The following is a 21,889-nucleotide window of genomic DNA, read 5'->3' on the forward strand; positions in this document are numbered from 1 at the left end:
CTAACACAGGCGGCGGGCGTGTCCATCCGGTGCCGAGCTATTGGCGCGGTGTGTTGAGATCCTGGATCAGGCGGCCGTGGCGCCGGGTCTCGGCGATGACGGCGCCGAAGGTGGTCAGGCCCTTGCCCTCCAGAAGGGGAATGAGTTTGACCAGCGCCTGAGCCGTGGCCTGCGCGTCGCCGAGGGCGGTGTGGCGCAGTTCGGGGGGGATCGTGACCCCCAGGCGCTCGCAGAGGGCGTCGAGGGAATGCTGCTCGGTGGTGCCGAAGACGACCGCGGACAGCAGTACGGTGTCGAGCACGGGGTGGTTCCACGCAACGCCCATCCGGTCGGCGGCGCGGTGGAAGAACCCCAGGTCGAAGGGCGCGTTATGGGCCACCAGCACGGCATCGCGGGCGAAATGGTGAAAATCGCGGCCCACGGTATGGAAGTCGGGTGCGCCTTGCACCTGTTCGTCGGTGATGCGGTGGATTTTGGTCGAGGCGCGTGGGATCGGGCGCTTGGGGTCGACATAGGTGTCTATGGTCTCGCCCTCGACGATGCGACCGTTGAGGATGCGCACCGCGCCCAGCTGGATCACGCGGTCGTCGCTGGGCGAAAGGCCGGTGGTTTCGGTATCGAACGCGACGCAGCAGAGCGACGTGAGCGGCGTGTCGAGGATATCGCACGCCTGCGCGGTTTCCATCAGGTCGAAGTCATAGACCAGCGGGCGTGGCTTGGTGGGGTCCACCTCGGTTTCCTGGGTGTCGAGGAACAGCATGTAGCCGCCTTCGCCGAGGGGCTTCAGCCGTGCCTGATAGCGTCGCGCGCCGGAATGGTCGTGCAGTTCGGCGGTGATTTCGGCTTCGGTTCCGGCCAGCCTGCCCTGAGCGGTGGCGAGGTCGTCGGCATCGAAATAATCGCCAAGCGGCGCCTTGAGGCGGGGTTGCGCGATCTGGCCGAGGATATCGGCGGCCTGTCCGTCATAAAGCACGATTTCATGGGCCGGATTGACGAGGATCGTGGCAACGGGGATCTCGGTGAGCAGCGAGGTCAGGCGCCTGGCTTCGCTGCGCAGGCGTTCGGTTTCTCGGGCGACCTGGGCGGCGGTGTCCATGACGCCCGCGCTGAGCGTGCGGGTGACAGCATCGGCGGCGGAGCCGAGGTCGCCGAGATACCGGGTGTCCTCGACGTGGAGTTCGGTGTCGACGCCGGAATGGGCGCGCAGGCGCAGGTTGGCGGTGAGCTTGCCGATGGGTTTGGCGAGATTTTCGTCGAAGAGAAGCCAGACGCCAACCAGAAGGGCGGTGTTCAGGAGCGTGAAAACGATGAAGGCCGTGACAAAGGGCGCCGCGGGCAGCGCGGGGTCGGCCCGCGTCCAGCCGATCCAGAGCGCCGCGCCCGACAGTGCCACCGCGCCCGCCGCCAGGAGGCAGAAGAAGAGGAAGATGCGCAGGCGCAGGCTGAGGCGGGTGCCCATGTCAGGTCTCGCAGACGATGCCGAGAATGGGGTCGCCCTCGGGCCGCGTCTGCCAGCTTGCGTCCGACACGGTGCCGTCCTCGGCAAACTCGGCGCCGTCGATGAGGAGGGCGGAGCGGTTCGCGGTGCAGTCGAAGAGCATCGGTGCCTTGTTCACGGGCGACCAGCGGCCGAAGAAATAGAGGTCGGTCATGACCTGGCCGGGCAGGTTTTCGTTTCGCAGGGCGTTGCCGGTATCGACCGCGACGAAGCGTTCGGTATAGGGCCAGGCCTGCGTCCAGGGGCGGACCCAGCTTTGTTCGTCGACCGTGACGGCGACTTTCATGCCTTCGGGCAGGGCGGCGGCGGTGCGGTCGTACCAGCTGTATTCGCTGGAGATGGTCGCGGCGATCATGCCCAAGCCCGCCGCGACGGGCGTGAGCCAGCGGGGCAGGCGGCGGCCCAATGCGATGTTGACGAGCATCAGAAGGCCGGCGGCGGCGATGCCTGCGAAGACGGTGGCGATGAGTTCTATGAACATGAAGCTACCCTAACATGCCTTTGCCGGAGGACACCGAAGATTGCATCGTCTTGACCACGACGAAGGCGTCGCGCAGGTGGCTGCGCTCGAAATCCGATAGGGTGGAGGGGTCGAGGAAGTTGTCGGGCAGATCGCCCGCCTTGACCTGCGCCGCCTGGTGATCGAGCCGCATGGTGGCGATGAGATCATAGGCATCGAGCAGGTCGGCGCCGCCGGAAATGGAGAGGTGTCCCGCGGCCTGAGCAGCCTCTAGCCGGGAGCGGGTGTTTACCTGGCGCAGTTGGCCCTGCAGCGCATAGATGCGGCCCAGGTCGGTGACCGGGACGACGCCGTTGTGCTTGAGGTCGAGCCGGTTGCGATGTTCGCCGGAACGAATAGTGGCAAGCCCCCGCAGAAGGCCGAGCGGGGGCTGGTGCTTGATCGAGTTGGAGATCATGTGGGCGGTGAAGATCGAGTTCTTCGCGGCCTTGGCGAGCGTGTTGGTCTGCAACGTGTCGAAGAGCGTGGTGTCGCCGCCGATGGGGCGCAGGTCGAACATGACGCTGGCCAGCATCTGCGCCTCGGGGTTGGGGCGCGCGATCCAATCGTCGAAATAGCCGCGCCAGACGCGCAGGGGCTGGCACCAGCGCGGGTTCGTCGCCATCATGTCGCCGGGGCAGTAGAAATAGCCGCAGGTGTCCAGCCCGTCGCTGACGAATTTGGCGAGGCTGGCGAACCAGGGCATGTCGGCGTCGGTCGCGTCATCCGACAGGATCAGGCAGTTGTCCTGGTCCGAGACGCCGGTCTGTTCCTGCCGACCTTGAGAGCCGCAGGCGAGCCACAGATAGGGGACGGGCGGCGCACCGAGTTCCGCCTCGGCCAGTGCAAGCAGGCGGCGGGTGACGGTGTCGGCGATGTCGGTGATGAGGCGGGTGACCACGTCATGGCGGTTGCCCGAGCCGACAAGCTGGGCCAAGAGTTGCGGAATCTCGGCGGTGGCGCGGGACATTTCGGCAGCGTCGCCGGCCCTTGCGATACGGCCCACGAGGGCGCCCGAGGACAGCGCCTGAACGCGGGTGAGGTCGGTTTGCGTGACGATGCCGACGAGGCGCGTGCCTTCCGTAATGGGCACATGGCCAATGCCGCGTTCCATCATCAGGTGCAGCACGTCGGTGCCAAGCGCGTCCGGGCCGAGGGTCAGGAGGTCTTCGGTCATGATGGTGGAGATGGGGGCGGAGGGGTCTGCGCCCTGCGCCACCACCTTGCCGTTCATGTCGCGGACGGTGAGAATGCCGCGCAAATCCGCGTTTTCGGTGACGCAGATCGAGGAGATGTGCTTGGCGTGCATCTGCGCCGCCGCGTCGCGGATCGGGGTGTCCGGCGCACAGGTGAGCGGGTCGCTGGTCATCAGGTCGGCGACGCGCAGGGTGGTGAGGTCCTTGCGGTCCGCGCGGGCGGGGCGGCGGCGGTCGAAGAACCGGGCGACCTTGGCGGAGGACTTGATGAGCGCGAAAAGCGCGTCCGTCGGCATCACGATCAGCGTGGAATCGGAGCGGGCGGTGGCGGTGCGGCTGGCGACATCCTCGCGCAGGAGCGCGCGTTCGCCGAAGGAATTGCGGGGGCCGAGCAGGGACAGCTGGACGTCGGCCTCGTCGGTGATCTCGATCTCGCCGGTGACGACGATATAGAGGCTATCGACCGTGTCGCCGAGGTTGAAGACGTGGGTCCCGGCGGCATAGGCGGCGTCGTCGCAGCGCGTTGCGAGCTGCAGGAGGTCACCATCGTCGAGGCTGTCATAGGGGTGAACGGAACGCAGGAACTGCGTGAGGTCGCTCGAAAGGGGCATGGTCGAAGCCTCTTGAGGGGGTGGTCGGGCCCACCTTGGCGCGGGCCGGACCGGATTTGAAGCGAAAGCCCCGCCGCAAGCTGTCGCGGCGGGGCCATCGTTGAGCTTAGTGGCCTTCGACGGCGGCACCGGCGCCACGAGGGACGCGGACGCCTTCGACGAGGTCCTTGATCTCCTGCGGGGTGTCTTTCGTGATGCTGGCCACGAAGAACGCCACCGCGAAGTTGATCGCCGCACCGACCGCCCCGAAGGACGTCGACTTGATCGTACCGAGAAGCGGATCGGCGTCGGTGAAGGTGTTGGTGTCGGGAATGAAGAACCAACCCTTGTGCAGGAAGATGTAGACCAGTGTCACCACGAGACCGGCCAACATGCCTGCGACCGCCCCGGTGTTGTTGATGCGGGTCGAGAAGATCCCCATCATCAGCGCCGGGAAGATCGTCGCCGCCGCGAGACCGAACGCCAGCGCCACCGTCTGCGCCGCGAAGCCCGGTGGGTTGAGACCCAGGTACGTCGCGACCGCGATGGACACGGCCATGGCGATCCGGGCCGAGAGAAGCTCTCCCTTCTCGCTGATCTGAGGCGCGAACTGTCCCTTGATCAGGTCATGGCTGACCGCCGAGGAGATCGCCAGCAGCAGGCCGGCCGCCGTGGACAGCGCCGCGGCGAGACCGCCCGCCGCGACAAGGCCGATGACCCAGCCGGGAAGGTTGGCGATTTCGGGGTTGGCCAGCACGAGGATGTCGTTGTTGAAATTCGTCAGCTCGTTGCCTTCCCAGCCCTCGGCCGCGGCCCTTTCCTGCATCGCGGTCGAGTTTTCGTTGTAGTACTGGATGCGGCCGTCGCCGTTCTTGTCTTCCCAGCCCAGAAGTCCGGTCTGCTGCCAGGTCGCCATCCAGTCATAGGCCGGATCGGACTCGATGGTTTCCACCGAGACGGCCTGGCCTTCCGTTCCGTTGGGCCAGAACTGTTCGGTGATGTTGAGCCGCGCCATGGCACCCACGGCCGGAGCGGTGAGGTACAAAAGCGCAATGAAGACCAGCGCCCAGCCGGCGGACCAGCGTGCGTCGGACACGCGCGGCACGGTGAAGAACCGCATGATGACGTGCGGCAGGCCGGCGGTGCCGATCATCAGGCTGAGCGTGAAGAGCACCATGTTGAACGTATCGCCGTTATGAGCGGTATATTCGTTGAAGCCCAGTTCGCGCACGATCTGGTCGAGACGCGCCAAGAGCGGCTCTCCGCTTTCCTGGTCGGTGCCGAAGAGGCCGAGGCCCGGGATCGGATTGCCGGTCAGCTGCAGCGAGATGAAGACGGCCGGGATCGTGTAGGCCATGATCAGCACGACGTATTGCGCCACCTGCGTATAGGTCACGCCCTTCATGCCGCCGAACACCGCGTAGGCGAAGACGACGACCGCACCGATCAGAAGACCGGTGGTGTTGTCGACCTCGAGGAAGCGGCCGAAAGCCACACCCACGCCGGTCATCTGGCCGATCACGTAGGTCACCGAGGCGACGATCAGGCAGATCACGGCCACGAGACGTGCCGAGGAGCTGTAGAACCGGTCGCCGATGAACTCCGACACCGTGAACTTGCCGAACTTGCGCAGGTAGGGCGCAAGCAGCAGCGCCAGCAGTACGTAGCCGCCGGTCCAGCCCATGAGGTAGGTGGAGTTGTCGTAGCCGGTGAAGGCAATCAGGCCCGCCATAGAGATGAACGAGGCCGCCGACATCCAGTCGGCTGCCGTGGCCATCCCGTTGGTGACGGGGTGAACGCCGCGGCCGGCAGCGTAGAATTCCGATGTGGTGCCCGCGCGGGCCCAGATCGCGATGCCGATGTAGAGCGCGAAACTTGCGCCCACGAACAGCAGGTTGATGGTAAACTGATCCATGACTTAAACCTCGTCGACGCCGTATTCACGGTCGAGCTTGTTCATCCGCCAGGCGTAGAAGAAGATCAGCGCCAGGAAGACGAGAATCGAGCCTTGCTGGGCGAACCAGAAGCCGAGATCGGTGCCGCCGACCTTGATGCCCGAAATGAGCGGGCGCAGGACGATCCCGAACCCGAAAGAGACCAGCGCCCAGATGACGAGGCTGATCAGGATGAGACGCACATTGGCTTTCCAGTATTGCGCGCTTGTTTTGTCCAGAGACATGCGAGGGGTCCCTCCTCCTTCGTGAAATGGCCGGGCCGCGTCATGCGGCCCGGCCGATATGTGGTCATGCCGCACGGTGCGACACGACATCGTCCAATTGGGACGCGATCTGGCCGATCGGTCCCATGGCGGGCACGCGGATCAGCGCACCCGTGGATTGGTAGTGGTCGATGAGCGGCGCGGTCTGGGCGTGATACGCCTCCAGCCGTTGCGCCACCGTTTCGGCGGTGTCGTCGGCGCGGCGTTGCATGTCGGTGCCGCCGCAATTGTCGCAGACCCCGGGCCTGGCCGTGGGCTTGAAACTGTCATGATAGCCCTCGCCGCAGCTGCCGCAGGTGAAGCGGCCCGAGACGCGCTCGACCATGGCCGCGTCGTCGACCTCGAGGCTGATGGCGGCGTTGATGCGTCGCCCGGTCTCGGCCAGCAGGGTGTCGAGCGCCTCGGCCTGTACGGTGGTGCGCGGAAAGCCGTCGAGGATGACGCCGTTCGCGCAATCGGGCGCGGCCAGGCGGTCGCGCAGGATGGCGATGACAATGGCGTCGCTGACGAGGTTGCCGGCCTCCATGACCGCCTTGGCCTCGCGGCCGGCAGGGGTGCCGGCGGCCACGGCGGCGCGCAGAAGATCGCCGGTCGAGAGTTGCAAGAGCCCGTGCTTTTCCTCCAGCAGGCGGGCCTGCGTGCCCTTGCCCGCGCCCGGCGGGCCGAGCAGGATCAGGACCGGGGCGGCCTGGGGTGTTTGTACGCCGTCCATGGTCATTTCCCCCGGTTCATCCTGTTGTCGATGAGGTCGTCGACGACGGAGGGGTCGGCGAGGGTGGAGGTGTCGCCCAATGCGCCGTAATCGTCCTCGGCGATCTTGCGCAGGATGCGGCGCATGATCTTGCCGGAGCGGGTCTTGGGCAGGCCGGGGGCCCATTGGATCAGGTCGGGCTTGGCGATGGGGCCGATCTCCTGGCGGACCCAGTCCTGCAGTTCCTTGCGCAGCTCCTCGGTGGGTTCCTCGCCCGACATCAGCGTGACGTAGCAGTAGATGCCCTGGCCCTTGATGTCGTGCGGGTAGCCCACCACGGCGGCCTCGGAGACCTTGGAGTGGGCGACGAGGGCGCTCTCCACTTCGGCCGTGCCCATGCGGTGGCCGGAGACGTTGATCACGTCGTCGACGCGGCCGGTGATCCAGTAGTCGCCGTCCGCGTCCCGGCGGCAGCCGTCGCCGGTGAAGTAGTAGCCCTTGTATTGCTGGAAATAGGTGTTCATGAAGCGCTCATGATCGCCCCAGACGGTGCGCATCTGCCCGGGCCAGCTGTCGGCGATGCACAGGACACCCTCGGCGGGGTTGCCCTGGACCGTTTTGCCGGATTCAGGGTCCAGCACCTCGAACTTCAGGCCGAAGAAGGGCTTCATCGCAGCCCCCGGCTTGGTGGCGTGGGCGCCGGGCAGGGGGGTCATCAGGTGACCGCCGGTCTCGGTCTGCCACCAGGTGTCGACGATGGGGCAGCGCCCGCCGCCGACCACGTTGTGGTACCAGTTCCAGGCCTCGGGGTTGATCGGCTCGCCCACGGTGCCCAGCAGCTTGAGATCGCTCAGATCGCACCTGGTGACGTATTCGTCGCCCTGGCCCATGAGGGCGCGGATGGCGGTGGGGGCGGTGTAGAACTGGTTGACCTTGTGCTTTTCGCAGACCTGCCAGAAGCGGGAGGCATCGGGATAGGTCGGCACGCCCTCGAACATCAGCGTGGTGGCGCCGTTGGCGAGCGGGCCGTAGACGATATAGCTGTGGCCGGTGACCCAGCCCACATCGGCGGTGCACCAGTAGACGTCGCCCTCGTGGTAATCGAAGGTGATCTCGTGCGTCATGGCGGCGTAAACCAGATAGCCGCCGGTGGTGTGCACGACGCCCTTGGGCTGGCCGGTGGAGCCCGAGGTGTAGAGGATGAAGAGCGGGTCCTCGGCGTTCATCTCGGCCGGCTCGCAGGTGTCCTCGACGCGTTCGGCCTCTTCGTGCAGCCAGAAATCGAGCCCGTCGCGCCAGGCGATCTGGTCGCCGGTGCGCTTGACGACGAGGCACTTGACCTCGTCGAAGTCGCGGCGGAGCGCCTGGTTGACGTTGTCCTTGAGCTTGGTCACGCGCCCCCGCGCGGGGCGGTGTCGGCGGTGATGACGAGCTTGGCGTCGCAGCCGTCGACCCGGGCGCCGAGCGCGTCGGGGGAAAAGCCGGCGAAGACGATGGAATGGATGGCGCCGATGCGGGCGCAGGCCAGCATGGCATAGGCCGCCTCGGGGATCATCGGCAGGTAGAGCACGACGCGGTCGCCCTTGCCGACGCCGAGGTTCTTGAGCACGTTGGCCATGCGGCAGGTCTCGGCATGCAGCTGGCGGTAGGTGATGTGCTGGGCGTCCTCGGAGGGGTCGTCGGGTTCCCAGATGATGGCGGTCTGGTCGGCGCGGCCCGCAAGGTGGCGGTCGATGCAGTTGGCGGCGACGTTGAGCGTGCCGTCCTCGAACCACTTGATGGAAACGTTGCCGTAGGTGTAATCGACATCCTTCACGCGGGAGTAGGGCCTGATCCAGTCGATGCGCTTGCCTTGCGCGCCCCAGAACGCCTCGGGGTCCTCGATCGAGGCGGCGTACATCTCGTCATACTTCGCCGCGTCGACATGCGCGTGCGCCGCGAAATCGGCACTGGGCGGGTACGTGGGCGCACCTGTTTCCGGTTGTGTGGTCATGTCTTTCCTCCTCCGCACGTGACGCTCCTCAAGTTCGAGGTATAGATCAATTCGCGCATTGGCGGCGTTATAAAACGTTGCGTAAAATTTTACACTTAGTCGTTGGGATCATTGACTTTTATTTGTAAATACTTTCCCGATTGGGCATTGGAAATAGTAAATAAATTTGCAGACGAAGAATTTTCGCAGCGATTCCCGCATACTAGTATTTGGCGATTCCCGGCGGATGTATGCCGATGTGTGCAGCGAATGTGCACCGATCGTGCGGTGCCGGCCTGCGACATGTTGTCAGCCAGGTCGGGCGCAGTCGATCCGAACGGGGTGATTCACGTGCCGCTGGGCGGTGCGGCGGGGCGGAAGACCGCGTGTTTCAGGCCGAGGTAGTTGGCGGCCAGCGCCACGCCGGACCCGCAGGCCAGCGCCATGACCGCCAGGATCGGGCCGGTGCCGAGGAGCATGAGCATCAGCGCGTAGACGGCGAAATTGATGGCGATGCCGAGGCCCTGGACAAGTGCGTAGGCGATGTACTCGCGGTGCAGCGCGGTGCGGTGCGCGCCGCGGAAGGTCCAGCGGCGATTGAGCGCCCAGGTCACAGACATGGCCAGCGCAAAGCTGATGCAACGGGAGAGGTAGGCGTCGCCCCCCAAGGTCATCAGCGCCCAGAGCACGCCCGCGTCGATGGCGAAGCCGACGCTGCCAACGGCAAGAAAGCGGGGAAAGGTTTTGCCCGGACGTGTCATCGCGCCCGGGACGGGGCGGCGGGCGCCGCGGTGGCTTGTGCCGCCAGCACGCCGGGCACCGAAAGGTAGTGCATGCGCTTGGCTTCCTGCCGGCCGCGGGTGACGGTGTCGAGGATCAGCCCCACGGCGGCCGACAGGAACGCCAGGATCATCAGGCTGGCCGACAGCACGGCGGTGGGCAGGCGCGGCACGAGGCCGGTAGCGAAATACTCGGCGAAGACCGGCGCGGCGAGCGCCAGCGCGGTGACGGCGAAGGCGGCGGCCAGCGTGGAGAAGACCAGCAGCGGGCGCTCCTGTTTCAGAAGCCGCGAGATGGTGCGCAGGATGCGCATCCCGTCGCGGATGCTGTTGAGCTTGCTTTCCGAGCCTTCGGGGCGGTCCTTGAACCGGCCCGGCACCTCGGCGGTGGGCATGTCGAGTTCAAGCGCGTGCACGGTCAGCTCGGTCTCGATCTCGAAGCCGCGGGACATCATCGGGAAGGTCTTGACGAAGCGGCGCGAGAACACGCGGAACCCCGAGAGCATGTCGCTGCTGCCGCGCCCGAAGATCGTCTGGACGAGACCCGACAGAACCTTGTTGCCCAATTTATGACCCGGGCGATAGGCGGTGTCGCTGCCGGCGACGCGCACGCCGTTGACGAGATCGAGCCCCTCGCTGGCCAGCCTGGCCACCATCGCGGGTGCTGCCGCGGCATCGTAGGTGTCGTCGCCGTCAACCATGACGAAGATGTCCGCCTCGACATCCGCGAACATGCGGCGCACCACGTGGCCCTTGCCCTGGCGCGGCTCGTGGCGGACGATGGCACCGGCGCGAGCGGCGACCTCGGCAGTGCCGTCCGAGGAGTTGTTGTCGTAGACGAAGACCTGCGCCTGCGGCAGGGCGGCGCGGAAGTCGCGCACCACGGTCCCGATGGCCGCGGCCTCGTTGTAGCAGGGGATCAGCACCGCCACGCGCAGGGCCGCATCGCCGGTCAGGCGGGGCTTGGCGTTGAACTCGCTGGGAAACAGGACGGACATGGGGCGGTTCTCTTGCTGTCTGGATCTGGGCCAGAAAAGCCGGGGAAACGGGCCAAAATAGGGCAAATCTGCGGAGTTACGGGGTTATCGGAGCCTATTGGCTGGCGCGGAGGAAACACGGCCGCGCGGTGTTGCGGACCACGTGCCATTAAGGCTTGCACGGTTGGGGGAATGTCGGGTTAGTGACCCCAACGAACGAGAAAAGAGGGCCGGGCGATGCAGGACACGGCGAGAGAGAGCAGGCTGTTCACCATCGTGCTGTTGCTGGCCGTCGTCATGGTCGTGTTCCGGGCGGTGGCGACGGGGCTGGCGCCGGTGGACACGCTGGCGGTGTCGGACAATGACGACATCATGCGGTTCCTTATGGTACGCGACTGGCTGGCCGGGCAGGGGTGGTACGACACGGTGCAGTACCGGATGCTGCCACCCGAGGGGCTGGAGATGCACTGGTCGCGTTACGTGGACCTTGGCATCGCGGCGGTGATCTGGCCGCTGTCGCTGGTGATGGACGAGGGACAGGCGGCGGCGGTTGCGCTGGTGGTGTGGCCGACGCTGCTGTTCGTGGCGCTGATCGCGGTCACGGGATTGGCGGCGCGGCGGCTGTTCGGGAGCATGGCGGGGCTGGTCGCGGTCATGGCCGTGCTGCTGTGGCCGCCGACCGGGCTGACCTATTTCGCACCGGCGCGGATCGACCATCACAACGTGCAGATCCTGCTGATGACGCTGATGATGATCACCGTCCTGTGGCCGGGGCCGTGTGCGCGGCTGGGCGTGGCCGGAGGGCTGGCCGCGGCGCTGTCGCTGGCGGTGGGGCTGGAGACGATGGTGACGATCGCGCTGGCCGGGCTGGTGCTGGCGGGGCGCGTGGTGTTGTTGCGCCCGGGCGGAGCGCGCCAGATGGCGGGGTTCTGCCTGGCGCTGGCGGGGGGCGCGACGCTGTTCTTCATGGGCCAGACCATGCCGGCCGAGTGGCTGGTGGCGCGGTGTGACGAACTGTCGTTGCCCTACCTTGTGCTGGCCTGGGTGGGGGCGGCGATCTGCATGGCGATGGTCGTGCTGTCGCCGAGGGTGCCCGGCGTGGCGCTGAGGGTGGGCGTGCTGGTGGTGCTGTCGGTGGCCGGGCTCGCCGCATTGGGGCCGTTGATCGGGCCGTGCACAAGCGGCCCCTATGGCAGCCTGCCGCAGGAGGTGCAGGACCTTATCACCGGGCGGATCATCGAGGCGCGTCCCGCCTTGCCGTATCTATGGCAGGCCAACGGGCTTGGCTTTCGTTTCGTGGCGCCGGCGGCAATGGCGGTGGCGCTGGGCAGCGCGGTCTGGGCGTGGCAGCTGTGGCGCGGCGGCGGGGGCGCGGCGCGGGCAAGGCTGGGTGTGCTGTTGCTGTTCGGCTGGCTGGGCGTGATCGGGGCGCTGTTCCAGATCCGGCTGGTGCTGATGGGGGCAGCCGCGGTGCCGATGCTGACGGGCGTGGGGGTCGCGTCGCTGCTGGCGGCGGGACGGGCGGGCCGGTTCGGCCGCATGGGCGCGCTGCCGGCGTTGGTGGCGGTGGGCCTGACGCTGATGCTGCCGACGCTGCACGGGCTGGTCACCGGCGGGGGCGGCGCGGGGGCGGCGGTGCCCACGACGATCACGAACGCCGGCGTGCGCATGAGAAATGCGGACACGTGCCGTCAGCCGGAGCTTCTGCGCAGCCTGAACACGGTGCCGCAGGGGTGGTTCTGACTTCGAGCAGTTATGGCCCGCCGCTGTTGCTGCTGACGCATCACGACGCGCTGGCGGGGCCTTATCATCGCAGTGCGGACGCGATCGCCAACGGGGCGGTGCCGTTCGACGGCGACGAGGCGGCGCTGCGCCGGGCGTTGGAGCGGACCGGCGCGGATTACCTGCTGTTGTGCCGCGATGCGGGATATGGCGACGGGACATCCTTTGCCACGCGGCTGGCGGCCGGGGTGCCGGCCGAGGGGCTGGTGCCGGTCGAGGGGCCGGACGCGGCGCTGTTGCTGCTGAAGGTCGTGCGCTGACGTTCCGAGCGTATCCGGCAACGGCGCGTGGGGTGTCGGCAACGAGGCTTGACGGCCCTCATGGTCCGGGCAATCTGGGCGCGTCAGCAGGAGCGATATCATGATAAGATGGACAGGCGAGGCGGAACCGGGCCGCCCGTGGTGGTGGGAAGCGGTGGCACCCGAGGCCACGGCGGACGGTTTGCCGGATCATTGCGACGTGCTGGTGATCGGCGCGGGGTACACCGGATTGTCGGCGGCGATTGCAGCGCATGACAGCGGCGCGAAGGTCGTGGTGGTCGAGGCGGGCGTGCCGGGGGAAGGTGCGTCGAGCCGCAATGGCGGGATGGTGGGCGCGCATCCGCGGCTGAGCTGGGACAAGATGGCGGCGGCCTTTGGCGCGGAGGTGGCGGACGCGCTGCTGGCCGAGGCGGCCCCGGCGCTGGAATGGGCGCGGGATTTCATCGCGCACGAGACCATCGACTGTGATTTCCAGCAGACCGGACGCGTGCAACTGGCCTATACGGCGGCGCATTTCGAGGGGCAGAAGCGGCTGGCCGAGAAGGTGCGCGCGAAAAGTAGGGTCAAGGTCGAGCTGCTGGAGCGGGAGGCGCTGGGACGCGAGATCGATACCGGGCTGTATCATGGCGGCATCCTTTTTCCCGAGCATGGCGCGGTGCATCCGGCGAAGTATCATCGCGGAATGCTGGACGCGGTGCGGCGGCGCGGAGTGCCGGTGGTCAGCCATGCCCGCGTCGAGGCGATGGAGCGCGACGGCACCCGGCACGTGGCGCGCACGCCGAAGGGGCGCATCCGGGCCGACAAGGTGGTGCTGGCGACGAACGGCTATACCACGCGGCCCTTTGCCTGGCACGCGAAGCGGGTGTTTCCTTTGCCGAGCTATATCATTGCGACCGAGGAGTTGCCGGAAAACCTGATCGGGCACCTGGCACCGGGGCGGCGGATGATGGTCGAAACACGGGCGCGGCACAGCTATTTCCGTGTTTCGCCGGACGGCAAGCGCATCCTGTTCGGCGGGCGGGCCGCAATGCGGGACGTGCCGTTGCACGTGGCCGCCGCGCGGCAAAGGCAGACGATGGTGGAGGTCTGGCCGGAGCTGGAAGAGGCCAGGCTGAGCCACGTCTGGAGCGGCTATACCGGGTTCAGTTTCGCACAGATGCCGCATGTAGGGCAGCGCGACGGTATCAGTTTCGCCATGGGTTTCAGCGGGTCGGGGACGGTAATGGCGCCCTACCTGGGCGCCAAGGCGGGCTGGCTGGCGGTGGGCGATGCCCGGGCCGAGACGGCCTATGCGCAAACCCGCCTGCCGCGGCATGTGCTGCACCTGTTCGACCGGCCGCATTTCCTGAAGGCGGCGGATGTGGTTTATCGCCACTGGGTCGACCGGGCGGAGGCCTGGCAGGCGCGGCGCCGGTGACTGTGGTACCGCCTATGCGTGTAGGCGGTTTTCTGCCATACATGCCAGGGAGGAGTGGCTCCGTCCGACCCGGCAACGTAGCCTTTGGAAAAACGAGGGCGAGGCAGAATCTCGATGAAAAGCAGAGGGATACCGCTGGCACGCACAGGCGTGATGTCGATGCTGGCCATGGTGGCTGCGATCGGCGGAATCGGTCCCGGGCCAGTGTCTGCCACGGACCGGCAGGCGGATGGCTGGACAGCGCGGAAATGCAGCCTTTACGAGGCGTCGGTGCGCGATGCCATTTCGTTGCACGGACCGGAGGGGCTGCGGATGGAGTTCCTGACGGAGAACCAGAAGTTCATCGACGCGGGCTGTACCGCGCGGGTCGAGATCTGCCCGATGACCCACGAGGAGTGGCGGCTGGCCGACACGCTGCTGAAGATGACGATGAACGAGGGCATGGCGAGCACCTTCGTTCCGTTCGGCTGTCCCTGAGGGCCCTTTGGGGGCCGCAGGAACGCTACGTGTCGCGGGCGCGGACCAGCATCAGCAGGCCGATGGTCACCAGTGCGATGCCGGTCCATTCCAGCGGACCGGGGATTTCCGACAGGACCGGGATGGCCAGCAGGGCCGCCGAAGCCGGCACGGCGGCCGAAAACCCCGCGGTGTGCGTGGGCCCCAGGTGGTTCGCCGCGATGGCAAAGCACGCCATGGCCAGGATGCCTGGCCCCAGGCCCTGGTAGGCGGCCTGGAACAGGATCGTGCCGGTGTCGGCCTGCGCAAGGCCCGAGGGCAGGAAGAAGTACCACAGCGGCAGGAAGACCAGCGCGTTGGGGATATTGATCGCCACCAGTGCCTGTCGCGGGGTCAGCCGCCAGCGGCGCACGCCGAAGATATAGACCGACTGGATCGCGGCGGCGGTCAGGAAGAAGACGATCCCCAGCGCCGCGCCTTCGCCGGTGGTGCGGATGCCGGTGACGGCGACGAAAACCGCCCCGACAGTGACGATGGCGAGGCTGACCAATTGCAGGCGGTTGGGCAGCGCGCCGGTGAAGGCGGTCACCAGCAGCACGGTGAAAAAGGGCAGCGCGCCGTTGGTGAAGACCCCGGCATAGGCCGCAGACGTGTAGCGCAGGCCCATGTAGACCAGCATCGCATAGAGCGCCCCCGACCCGCAAAGCGCGATCAGCGCCAGCGGTACCGCCCCGAGGTGGCGCGGCCACCACGCCCAGGCGAAGGGCGCCATCAGCACCCCGGTCACCATGAAACGCAGCGCGGTGATGTCGCCCGGTGTCAATTCGGTCTGCACGCCCGCGCGGGAGAAGACGATGAAGCCCGACCAGATCACCAGCACGCCGAAGGCGGCAGCGAGCCCGAGGGTGCGGTTCTGGATATCCTCGGGCAGGGTGGTCTGGGCTGTCATGGCGCGATCAGTGGCAGAGGGCGCGGGGCGTGTCCATAGCGATGGATGCAAGGCCGGTATGCCACCGGCCTGAAACGAAGAACGCCGGCCCGAAGACCGGCGTTCAAAGCGCGCGCAGGAGATCTTATTCCCGCGCTTCGTCCTCGAAGACCCGCGCTATGCGCTCTTGACCGTGGGCCGCCGCCTCGTCGGCGTCGAGTTCACGGCGTTCGATCCTGGCTTGCAGGACGTGAAACGCCAGCCAGAACAGGACGCCGACGATCAGGAGGATCATTTCGGTGCCGACCATGGGATAGATCGGGCCGATCTGGGACAGGTCGGCGCCTGCCCAGGTTTCGATGGATGTCGTTGACATTGTGCGGTCCTCCTCAGGTCAGCAGGCCAAGGCGCTTGGCCTCGGCGATGTCGGCTTCGGACACCTCGATGGCGTCCATTTCCTCGGCGATCTCCTCGGACATGTCGAGCCCGACGAGTTCGACCGCGGGCGGGACGCGCAACATCCCCATGCCCATCAGGATCTTCGAAACGATCCAGGCGGGCAGAAAGCCCAGCACGCCGAACATGATGAGCGCACCTGCGAACTGGCCCCAGGGCGTGATGACCGCGACGGTTTCGTGATAGGCCGCCGTGGCCGGGTGGCCCCAGAGCATGAAGCCGCAGATCACCAGCCCGAGAAAGCCCGCGTAACCGTGCACGGCCACGGCGCCCACCGGATCGTCGATCTTGAAGCGGCGCTCGACCCAGAAGTGCATCTTGTAGGCGAAGACCGCGCCGACCCCGCCGATCAGCATGGCCTGGATCGGGTGATAGAGGTCATTGCCCGCCGAGGCCGTAATGATTCCGGCAAGCCCGGCCGAGTAGGTCCAGAACGCCTCTCCCTTCGAGACGACGTAGCCGGCCAGCAGGCCGCCCGAGAGCGACATCAGGAAATTGAAGACGATGGCCGACAGGGTTGTGGGGGTAAGGTAGATCGTGGTGGCCGTGAAGTTCACCACGCCTTCGGCCCCGCCCAGCGTGCCATGGTCGATGATCGGCACGTTGCAGGCCACGTAGAAGCCCCAGAAGCCGCAATAGATCAGGAAGAGCCCGATCGTGACCAGCCACTTGTTGTGCGGGTTGATGTTGCGCGGTGTGCCGTCGGGGGCGAACTTGCCGATCCGCGGGCCCAGCACGACGATCACGCCGAGGGCAAAGCCGCCCGCGATGGCGTGGATCACGCCCGAGGCATAGGCATCGTGATAGCCCAGCTGCGTGACCATCCAGCCGTCGGGGTGCCAGCCCCAGGCCGCGTCGATGATCCAGGTGCCCGAGCCGATGACCACGGCCAGGATCCAGAAGGCGGTAGGCCGGATGCGCTCGATGGTGGCGCCCGACACGATCGAGGCCGCGGTCCAGCTGAACAGCAGGAAGGCCGCCCAGAAGACGCCGTTGAGACGGTTCCAGAAGCTGTTGCCAAGTTCGGCACCATAGCCCTGCGCGCTTTCCAGCGCCGGGCCGGGGCCGCCCAGGTGCGTGCCCATGAGTTCGGACCACGGCACGGCGTTGTCCGATTGCGTCAGACCGCCGGTGATGCCGGGGCCGTTGGGCAAGGCGAAGTAGATCCACCATCCGAAGAAGAAGAAGGTGACGGTCACCAGCGGCATGAGCATGGTGTTCTTCATCACCGTGTGCATGTGGTTCTTGTGGCGGCTTGCGCCGACCTCGTACATGCAGAAGCCGACGTGGATCAGGAACATGAGTGGTACGGTCACCCAATAATAGAACTCGGTGAAGATCACCGTCAGTGCACCGATATCGGTATCCAATTTACTGTCCTCCCGTTCTGGTGCGGTCCCGGAGGCGACAGGGCGATGGCGCCTTCGGGCAAGCACCCATTTCATTTGCCGGCCATTCTTGGACGAGGCCGGTGTCCGGCGAGCCGTGAAATACGGCGGGCCGGATTTTCACACGATGCTTAATTCTTGTGCGATTTACCACAAAAAAAGCCTCTGAATGAATAAATAATTCCTGTGAAGAAATTTTCGCTTGTGACGCGTGCGGAGTTGAAGCCACCGCAGACGCGGAACCTCGACCGCTTTGCCGGTGTTTTCGCTGGCTAGGAATGCGATGGCGGGCGAGTCGCGCGTTGTGCGAGGGCGGGGCGCGCTGCCGCGCTACCGGATCTCGACCTCGACGAAGCTCATCGGCGCAGAGCCGGCATTGATGACGTTGTGTTTCACGCCCTTCGCACGAGCATAGGCGCTGCCGGCGGGCACGGTTACCTCGCGCGTCTGCCCATCTGGCTCTTGCAGGCGCATCCGGCACTCGGTGATCGCGGTGATGACATAGTCGAGCTCGTGCGTGTGCCAGCCCGTCTGCTGGCCCGGCGCGAAGTCGAACCGGGTGACGCGGGTGCGGGCGTCGTCGATGAGCACGGTTGCTGTGCAGGTCATGGTCATGCGGCGTCTCGTTCCCTGGATGGCGCTGGTCAGGGGCTTGCGTGTGGCGGCGGGGCCGGTCACCAATACGGTAGAACCGGTACGAGGGAAAGGCGGCATGACAGAGGTGCGACAGGCAGGCAGCGTGCGAGAGGTGGTCGAGAGCGGTCTTTGCATCGGCTGCGGTCTCTGCGAGGCGCTTGCCCCGGCGCGCTGGGTCATGCGGATGAACCGGCACGGGCGGCTGCGGCCGGCGCCGGTGGCGGCTGAAGACTCCGGCGCGGATGCCGAAATCCTTGCCGCCTGTCCCGGCGTGGTCGCCAGGGCCGATGCGCAGGGCGATAGGGACGATGCCGTCTGGGGCAGCTACACGCACATGGGCGAGGCCTGGGCTGGCGACCCCGATATCCGGTTCCGCGCGTCGTCGGGCGGGGTGCTGACGGCGCTGGGCGTGCATTTGCTGCGCACGGGCAAGGCCGCGTTTGTCCTGCATTGCGCCGCCGATCCCGGGCGGCCCATGCGCTCGCGCTGGGTGATGTCCGACACGCCGGAGAAGCTGGCCGCACGCGCCGGATCACGCTATGGGCCGACCGATACGCTGGCCGGGCTGGAGGCGGCGCTGGCGCGGGGGAACCCTTTGCCGTCATCGCCAAACCCTGCGATGCGGGTGCGGTGCGGGCCCGGGCGAAGGCGGATGCGCGGCTGGACAGGTTGCTGGTTGCGGTGCTTGTGATGGTCTGCGGCGGGGCGTCGGACCTGGGCAAGTCGCAGGCAGTGCTGGACGAGCTGGGCGTGGCGGAGAACGAACTGGCGCTGTTTCGCTATCGTGGCCACGGAAACCCGGGGCCGACCCGGATCGAGACGCGGGACGGACGGCATTTCGAAAAGACCTATAATGAGATGTGGGCGGACGAGGCGGGCTGGCGCATCCAGAGCCGCTGCAAGCTGTGCCCTGATGCGATCGGCGAAGCGGCGGACGTGGCCGCGGCGGATATCTGGCCCGGTGCGGAGCCCGACGGAGAGGATGACGGTTTCAACGGCGTGATCGTGCGCTCGCCCACAGGCCAGGCGCTGTTCGACGCTGCCGTCGCGGCCGGAGACCTGGTGCGGGGGGCCGATCATTCACCGCGCGACTATGACCGCTTTCAGCCGCACCAGGTGCATCGCAAGCAGGCGATGGCCGCGCGGTTGCGGGGATTGGCGGCAGCGGGGCGCCCGGTATATGCACATGACGGGCTGCAGCTGGACACGCTGGATTCAAAGGACGCGGACGAAGAGGCGGGCGCCTTGCGCCGCGCGAAGGTTGGCCGGTTCGATGACGAGGTGCCAGAGCCATGATGCAGAAACCCTTTAGCGAGGACGAGGCGATCGGGATGCTGGTGGGGCTGGCCGTGGGCGACGCGGTGGGCACGACGCTGGAGTTCCGCCCGCGCGGCACGTTCGAGCCGATCACCGACATGGTGGGCGGCGGGCCTTTCAACCTGGAGCCCGGCAAGTGGACGGACGACACCTCGATGGCGATGTGCCTGGCGCAGATGCTGCGCTCGGCCAATGGCTGGGACGCAGAGGACGCGATGAAGCGATTCGTGAACTGGCGCGACAACGGGTACCTGTCGTCGACCCGCGTATGTTTCGACATCGGCAACCAGACCAACGCGGCGCTGACCCGGTTTCAGCAGACCGGCAACCCCTATGCCGGGCCGGTGGAGGATGAATATAGCGGCAATGGTGGAATCATGCGGCTGGCGCCGGTTGTGATCGCCTATGGCGCCTCGAAGGAAAGCGCCATGGCGGTCGCACGGTTGCAGAGCCGGCTGACCCACGCGAGCCCCCTGTGCCAGAGGGCGGCGGCGAACATGGCGGAGTTCCTGGTGACCGGCGACAGGGAGATTTTGCCGCGCCCCGACGCGCCGCCCGACGAGGCCAGCGGATACGTGGTGCATACGCTGCACGCGGCCTTCTGGGCGCTGACGCAGGGCGAGACGTTCCGCGACGCGGTGCTGGCGGGTGTGAACCTGGGCGGGGATGCCGACACCGTGGGTGCCGTGGTGGGCCAGCTGGCCGGGCGTATTTACGGATATGCCGGCATTCCCGATGCGTGGCGCGCGCGGCTATACGACCATGACAAGATCAGGACCGCGGCGGAGGACCTCTATGCCCTGCGCCCGATCGACATCTAGGAGAGAGGAAAACTCATGAGCCTGTTCGACGAAGACCTGTTCCTGAAAGGGCTGAAGCAGCGCAAGGCCACGCTGGGCGCCGAATATGTGGAGAAGAACCTTGCCGCGGCCGATGACTTCACGCGGCCTTTCCAGGAAGCGATGACGGCGTGGTGCTGGGGATTCGGCTGGGGCGACGAGGTGATCGACGCAAAGACCCGCAGCATGATGAACCTGAGCATGATCGGGGCGCTGGGAAAGATGAACGAGTTCGAGATCCATTGCCGGGGGGCGCTGAACAACGGTGTCACCAGAGAAGAGATTCGCGCCATCGTGCACGTGATCGCAATCTATTGCGGGGTGCCGCAGGGGCTGGAATGCTTTCGGCACGCGCGCAAGGTGTTGGAGGAGCGCGGGCTGTAAGCCCCGGTCCTGGCCGGCGGATCGGGCCGTTGGAAGACCTTGCCGGTATGGACGGGCGGCGTCGGGCGGGACGTACAGTACGGTGGGTGGCGGAAGGTGTGATGGAAATGTCGCGGTGGCGCCCCGAGTCGCGCGGGCCGGCCCCGGGCGAGTCGCGAATGGGCGCGGCGCGGGGACTCTGACGGCCCGCCTCGGTGCAGCCGAAGGTTGCGCCGAACCCCTTAAAAACCGTGCGTTTCAACGGATTCAGCGTGGAAAGCGACGGCGTCGAACAGGTCTGTGTGGGAAATACGTCACAGAGCGTCCAACAACACGGTGCAAGGGGGCGGTTCGTTGACAGTGAGGGGGCATTTACAGCATTCATCCCTCAAGCCGTGTCCTGGATCGGGGGCGGTGGAACTTGTAACTTTCCTGCTTTAAGGAGGGATAACCTTGAAAAAGCAACTTCTCTGCACCAGCGCAATCGCCCTCGGCGTCGCTGCTGCCCCTGCCTCGGCCCAGGACTGGAACCTGGATTGGGGTGGTTTCTTCCAACAGCACATCGCGTATGCCGATGTTGGCGGCACCGGTGTCGGCGCATCTGACTTCGACGGCATCCAGATGCTGACCAACGCCGAAATCATCTTCACCCCGAACATCACGCTGGACAACGGCATGACCTTCGGCATCAACGTTCAGATGGAAGCTCTGAACGGCGGTGGTGGTACAGACGGTATCGACGAATCGTACATGTCGATCTCGAGCGACACCTTCGGCCGCATCGACGCCGGTTACGAAAACTCGGCCGGTTACAAGATGATGGTTGGCGCACCGCAAGTCGGTTCCATGGCGATCAACTCGCCCTCCGCTTCGGCCTTCATCCCGTTTGACGGGGCCTACGACGGTGGCGGTGGCGGTAACTTCCGTCAGGCCGGTCTGTCGTCCTACACCGAAGTTGCCGGCAACAACGACGTTGCACGTATCAGCTACTACACGCCGAGCTTCTCTGGCTTCACCGCCGGTATCTCGTACGCACCTTCGGGTGCCGGTAACGCGCAGAACATCTTTCCCGTCGATCGCAACGTCGGACTTGTCGACATCTTCGACCTCGGTGTGAACTACAGCCAGTCCTTCGGCACCACCGACATCACGCTGGCCGCGCGCTGGGGCACCGGCGACCTGCAAGGTGCTGGTTCGGATCCAGAAACCTGGGGCGTTGGCTTCCAAGTCGGCTTCAGCGGCTTCACCTTCGGTGCATCCTACGCCGAGAACTCCAACCCCGGCAACTTCGACGAAGAAGGCTACAGCGTTGGTGTGGCATACGATGCCGCCGGTCCCTGGACCTTCGGCCTTGAAGCCTACCTCGGTGAAATCGAAGATGGTTCGGCTGTTACGCACGACGACTACGAGTTCTATAAACTCGCAGCCAACCGGGACCTGGGACCGGGCGTCAGCTGGACGACCTACCTGCTTTACGGTGAAACCACCGATGGTCCCACCGGCAGCAGCATCGACGGCACCGCGATCGGCACCGCGATCAACCTGAGCTTCTAAGTTTAGCTTGAACGACTTTGAACGGCGGGGGAGTGTACTCTCCCGCCGTTTTCTTTTAGGGAACGGGCAACCG

General features: G+C 66.2%; 21 protein-coding genes and 1 pseudogene. 9 read left to right on the forward strand and 13 right to left on the reverse strand.

The window, feature by feature from the left end:
* Window positions 1-37: 37 nt before the first annotated feature.
* The 9 genes and pseudogenes from ACSQ76_RS07610 to ACSQ76_RS07650 all read right to left on the reverse strand — a co-directional run bounded on the left by ACSQ76_RS07610 (window position 38) and on the right by ACSQ76_RS07650 (window position 10,441).
* Complete coding sequence (locus tag ACSQ76_RS07610; protein ID WP_437156092.1) at window positions 38-1,459, reverse strand: exonuclease domain-containing protein; 1,422 nt, start codon at window positions 1,457-1,459, stop codon at window positions 38-40.
* 1 nt (window position 1,460) lies between these two features.
* Window positions 1,461-1,979: a hypothetical protein gene (locus ACSQ76_RS07615; protein ID WP_437156093.1), complete on the reverse strand. Its 519-nt coding sequence runs from the start codon at window positions 1,977-1,979 to the stop codon at window positions 1,461-1,463.
* A gap of 4 nt (window positions 1,980-1,983) precedes the next feature.
* On the reverse strand, window positions 1,984-3,804 hold the full coding sequence (locus ACSQ76_RS07620; RefSeq protein ID WP_437156094.1) for a DUF294 nucleotidyltransferase-like domain-containing protein: 1,821 nt from the start codon (window positions 3,802-3,804) through the stop codon (window positions 1,984-1,986).
* Window positions 3,805-3,910: 106 nt separating this feature from the next.
* Window positions 3,911-5,698, reverse strand: coding sequence for a sodium:solute symporter family protein (locus ACSQ76_RS07625; RefSeq protein ID WP_306129224.1), 1,788 nt, complete (start codon window positions 5,696-5,698; stop codon window positions 3,911-3,913).
* A 3-nt stretch (window positions 5,699-5,701) separates the two neighbouring features.
* Complete coding sequence (locus ACSQ76_RS07630; RefSeq protein WP_306129225.1) at window positions 5,702-5,962, reverse strand: DUF4212 domain-containing protein; 261 nt, start codon at window positions 5,960-5,962, stop codon at window positions 5,702-5,704.
* Window positions 5,963-6,026: 64 nt separating this feature from the next.
* Window positions 6,027-6,713 (reverse strand): adenylate kinase, encoded by a 687-nt coding sequence (locus ACSQ76_RS07635; RefSeq protein WP_437156095.1) that lies wholly within the window; start codon window positions 6,711-6,713, stop codon window positions 6,027-6,029.
* A 2-nt stretch (window positions 6,714-6,715) separates the two neighbouring features.
* A pseudogene (gene acs / locus ACSQ76_RS07640) lies at window positions 6,716-8,685 on the reverse strand (acetate--CoA ligase).
* 326 nt (window positions 8,686-9,011) lie between these two features.
* Window positions 9,012-9,425, reverse strand: coding sequence for a GtrA family protein (locus ACSQ76_RS07645; RefSeq protein ID WP_437156096.1), 414 nt, complete (start codon window positions 9,423-9,425; stop codon window positions 9,012-9,014).
* The gene (locus tag ACSQ76_RS07650; RefSeq protein ID WP_437156097.1) at window positions 9,422-10,441 is read right to left on the reverse strand and encodes a glycosyltransferase family 2 protein; all 1,020 of its coding nucleotides are present in this window, start codon (window positions 10,439-10,441) and stop codon (window positions 9,422-9,424) included. Before ACSQ76_RS07650 ends, ACSQ76_RS07645 begins: the two co-directional genes overlap by 4 nt.
* 216 nt (window positions 10,442-10,657) lie before the next feature.
* On the opposite strand from ACSQ76_RS07650, the gene ACSQ76_RS07655 reads away from it, so the two are divergent.
* The 4 genes from ACSQ76_RS07655 (at window position 10,658) to ACSQ76_RS07670 (ending at window position 14,356) form a co-directional block, all read left to right on the forward strand.
* Window positions 10,658-12,163: a hypothetical protein gene (locus ACSQ76_RS07655; protein ID WP_437156098.1), complete on the forward strand. Its 1,506-nt coding sequence runs from the start codon at window positions 10,658-10,660 to the stop codon at window positions 12,161-12,163.
* Window positions 12,154-12,462 carry a hypothetical protein gene (locus ACSQ76_RS07660; RefSeq protein ID WP_437156099.1) on the forward strand — a complete coding sequence of 103 codons (309 nt, stop codon included), beginning with the start codon at window positions 12,154-12,156 and terminating at the stop codon, window positions 12,460-12,462. Before ACSQ76_RS07655 ends, ACSQ76_RS07660 begins: the two co-directional genes overlap by 10 nt.
* Before the next feature lie 100 nt (window positions 12,463-12,562).
* Window positions 12,563-13,879, forward strand: coding sequence for an NAD(P)/FAD-dependent oxidoreductase (locus tag ACSQ76_RS07665; protein ID WP_437156100.1), 1,317 nt, complete (start codon window positions 12,563-12,565; stop codon window positions 13,877-13,879).
* A gap of 114 nt (window positions 13,880-13,993) precedes the next feature.
* The gene (locus ACSQ76_RS07670) at window positions 13,994-14,356 is read left to right on the forward strand and encodes a hypothetical protein (protein ID WP_437156101.1); all 363 of its coding nucleotides are present in this window, start codon (window positions 13,994-13,996) and stop codon (window positions 14,354-14,356) included.
* A 25-nt stretch (window positions 14,357-14,381) separates the two neighbouring features.
* Here the strand turns inward: ACSQ76_RS07670 and ACSQ76_RS07675 are convergent, their stop codons facing one another.
* From ACSQ76_RS07675 to ACSQ76_RS07690, 4 genes are all read right to left on the reverse strand, one after another.
* Window positions 14,382-15,284 (reverse strand): DMT family transporter, encoded by a 903-nt coding sequence (locus ACSQ76_RS07675; protein ID WP_306129233.1) that lies wholly within the window; start codon window positions 15,282-15,284, stop codon window positions 14,382-14,384.
* 124 nt (window positions 15,285-15,408) lie between these two features.
* A complete protein-coding gene (locus tag ACSQ76_RS07680; RefSeq protein WP_437156102.1) occupies window positions 15,409-15,639 on the reverse strand; it encodes a hypothetical protein in 231 nt (76 codons plus the stop codon).
* A gap of 13 nt (window positions 15,640-15,652) precedes the next feature.
* Entirely contained in the window at window positions 15,653-17,089 is a 1,437-nt protein-coding gene (locus ACSQ76_RS07685) for an ammonium transporter (RefSeq protein ID WP_437156103.1), read from the reverse strand.
* Window positions 17,090-17,437: 348 nt separating this feature from the next.
* Window positions 17,438-17,722, reverse strand: coding sequence for a cupin domain-containing protein (locus tag ACSQ76_RS07690; RefSeq protein ID WP_306129236.1), 285 nt, complete (start codon window positions 17,720-17,722; stop codon window positions 17,438-17,440).
* On the opposite strand from ACSQ76_RS07690, the gene ACSQ76_RS07695 reads away from it, so the two are divergent.
* From ACSQ76_RS07695 to ACSQ76_RS07715, 5 genes are all read left to right on the forward strand, one after another.
* Window positions 17,721-18,434, forward strand: a complete 714-nt coding sequence (locus tag ACSQ76_RS07695; RefSeq protein ID WP_437156104.1) for a coenzyme F420 hydrogenase/dehydrogenase beta subunit N-terminal domain-containing protein — start codon at window positions 17,721-17,723, stop codon at window positions 18,432-18,434. The genes ACSQ76_RS07690 and ACSQ76_RS07695 overlap by 2 nt on opposite strands.
* Window positions 18,374-19,039, forward strand: a complete 666-nt coding sequence (locus tag ACSQ76_RS07700) for a Coenzyme F420 hydrogenase/dehydrogenase, beta subunit C-terminal domain (RefSeq protein ID WP_437156105.1) — start codon at window positions 18,374-18,376, stop codon at window positions 19,037-19,039. The genes ACSQ76_RS07695 and ACSQ76_RS07700 overlap by 61 nt, the downstream gene beginning before the upstream one ends.
* Window positions 19,036-19,881: an ADP-ribosylglycohydrolase family protein gene (locus ACSQ76_RS07705; RefSeq protein WP_437156106.1), complete on the forward strand. Its 846-nt coding sequence runs from the start codon at window positions 19,036-19,038 to the stop codon at window positions 19,879-19,881. Before ACSQ76_RS07700 ends, ACSQ76_RS07705 begins: the two co-directional genes overlap by 4 nt.
* A gap of 15 nt (window positions 19,882-19,896) precedes the next feature.
* Window positions 19,897-20,283 (forward strand): carboxymuconolactone decarboxylase family protein, encoded by a 387-nt coding sequence (locus tag ACSQ76_RS07710; protein WP_437156107.1) that lies wholly within the window; start codon window positions 19,897-19,899, stop codon window positions 20,281-20,283.
* 432 nt (window positions 20,284-20,715) lie between these two features.
* Window positions 20,716-21,816, forward strand: coding sequence for a porin (locus ACSQ76_RS07715; protein WP_437156108.1), 1,101 nt, complete (start codon window positions 20,716-20,718; stop codon window positions 21,814-21,816).
* Window positions 21,817-21,889: the final 73 nt, after the last annotated feature.

The organism is Roseovarius sp. B08 (assembly GCF_051417955.1).
In the GTDB taxonomy this organism is placed as follows: Bacteria; Pseudomonadota; Alphaproteobacteria; order Rhodobacterales; family Rhodobacteraceae; genus Roseovarius.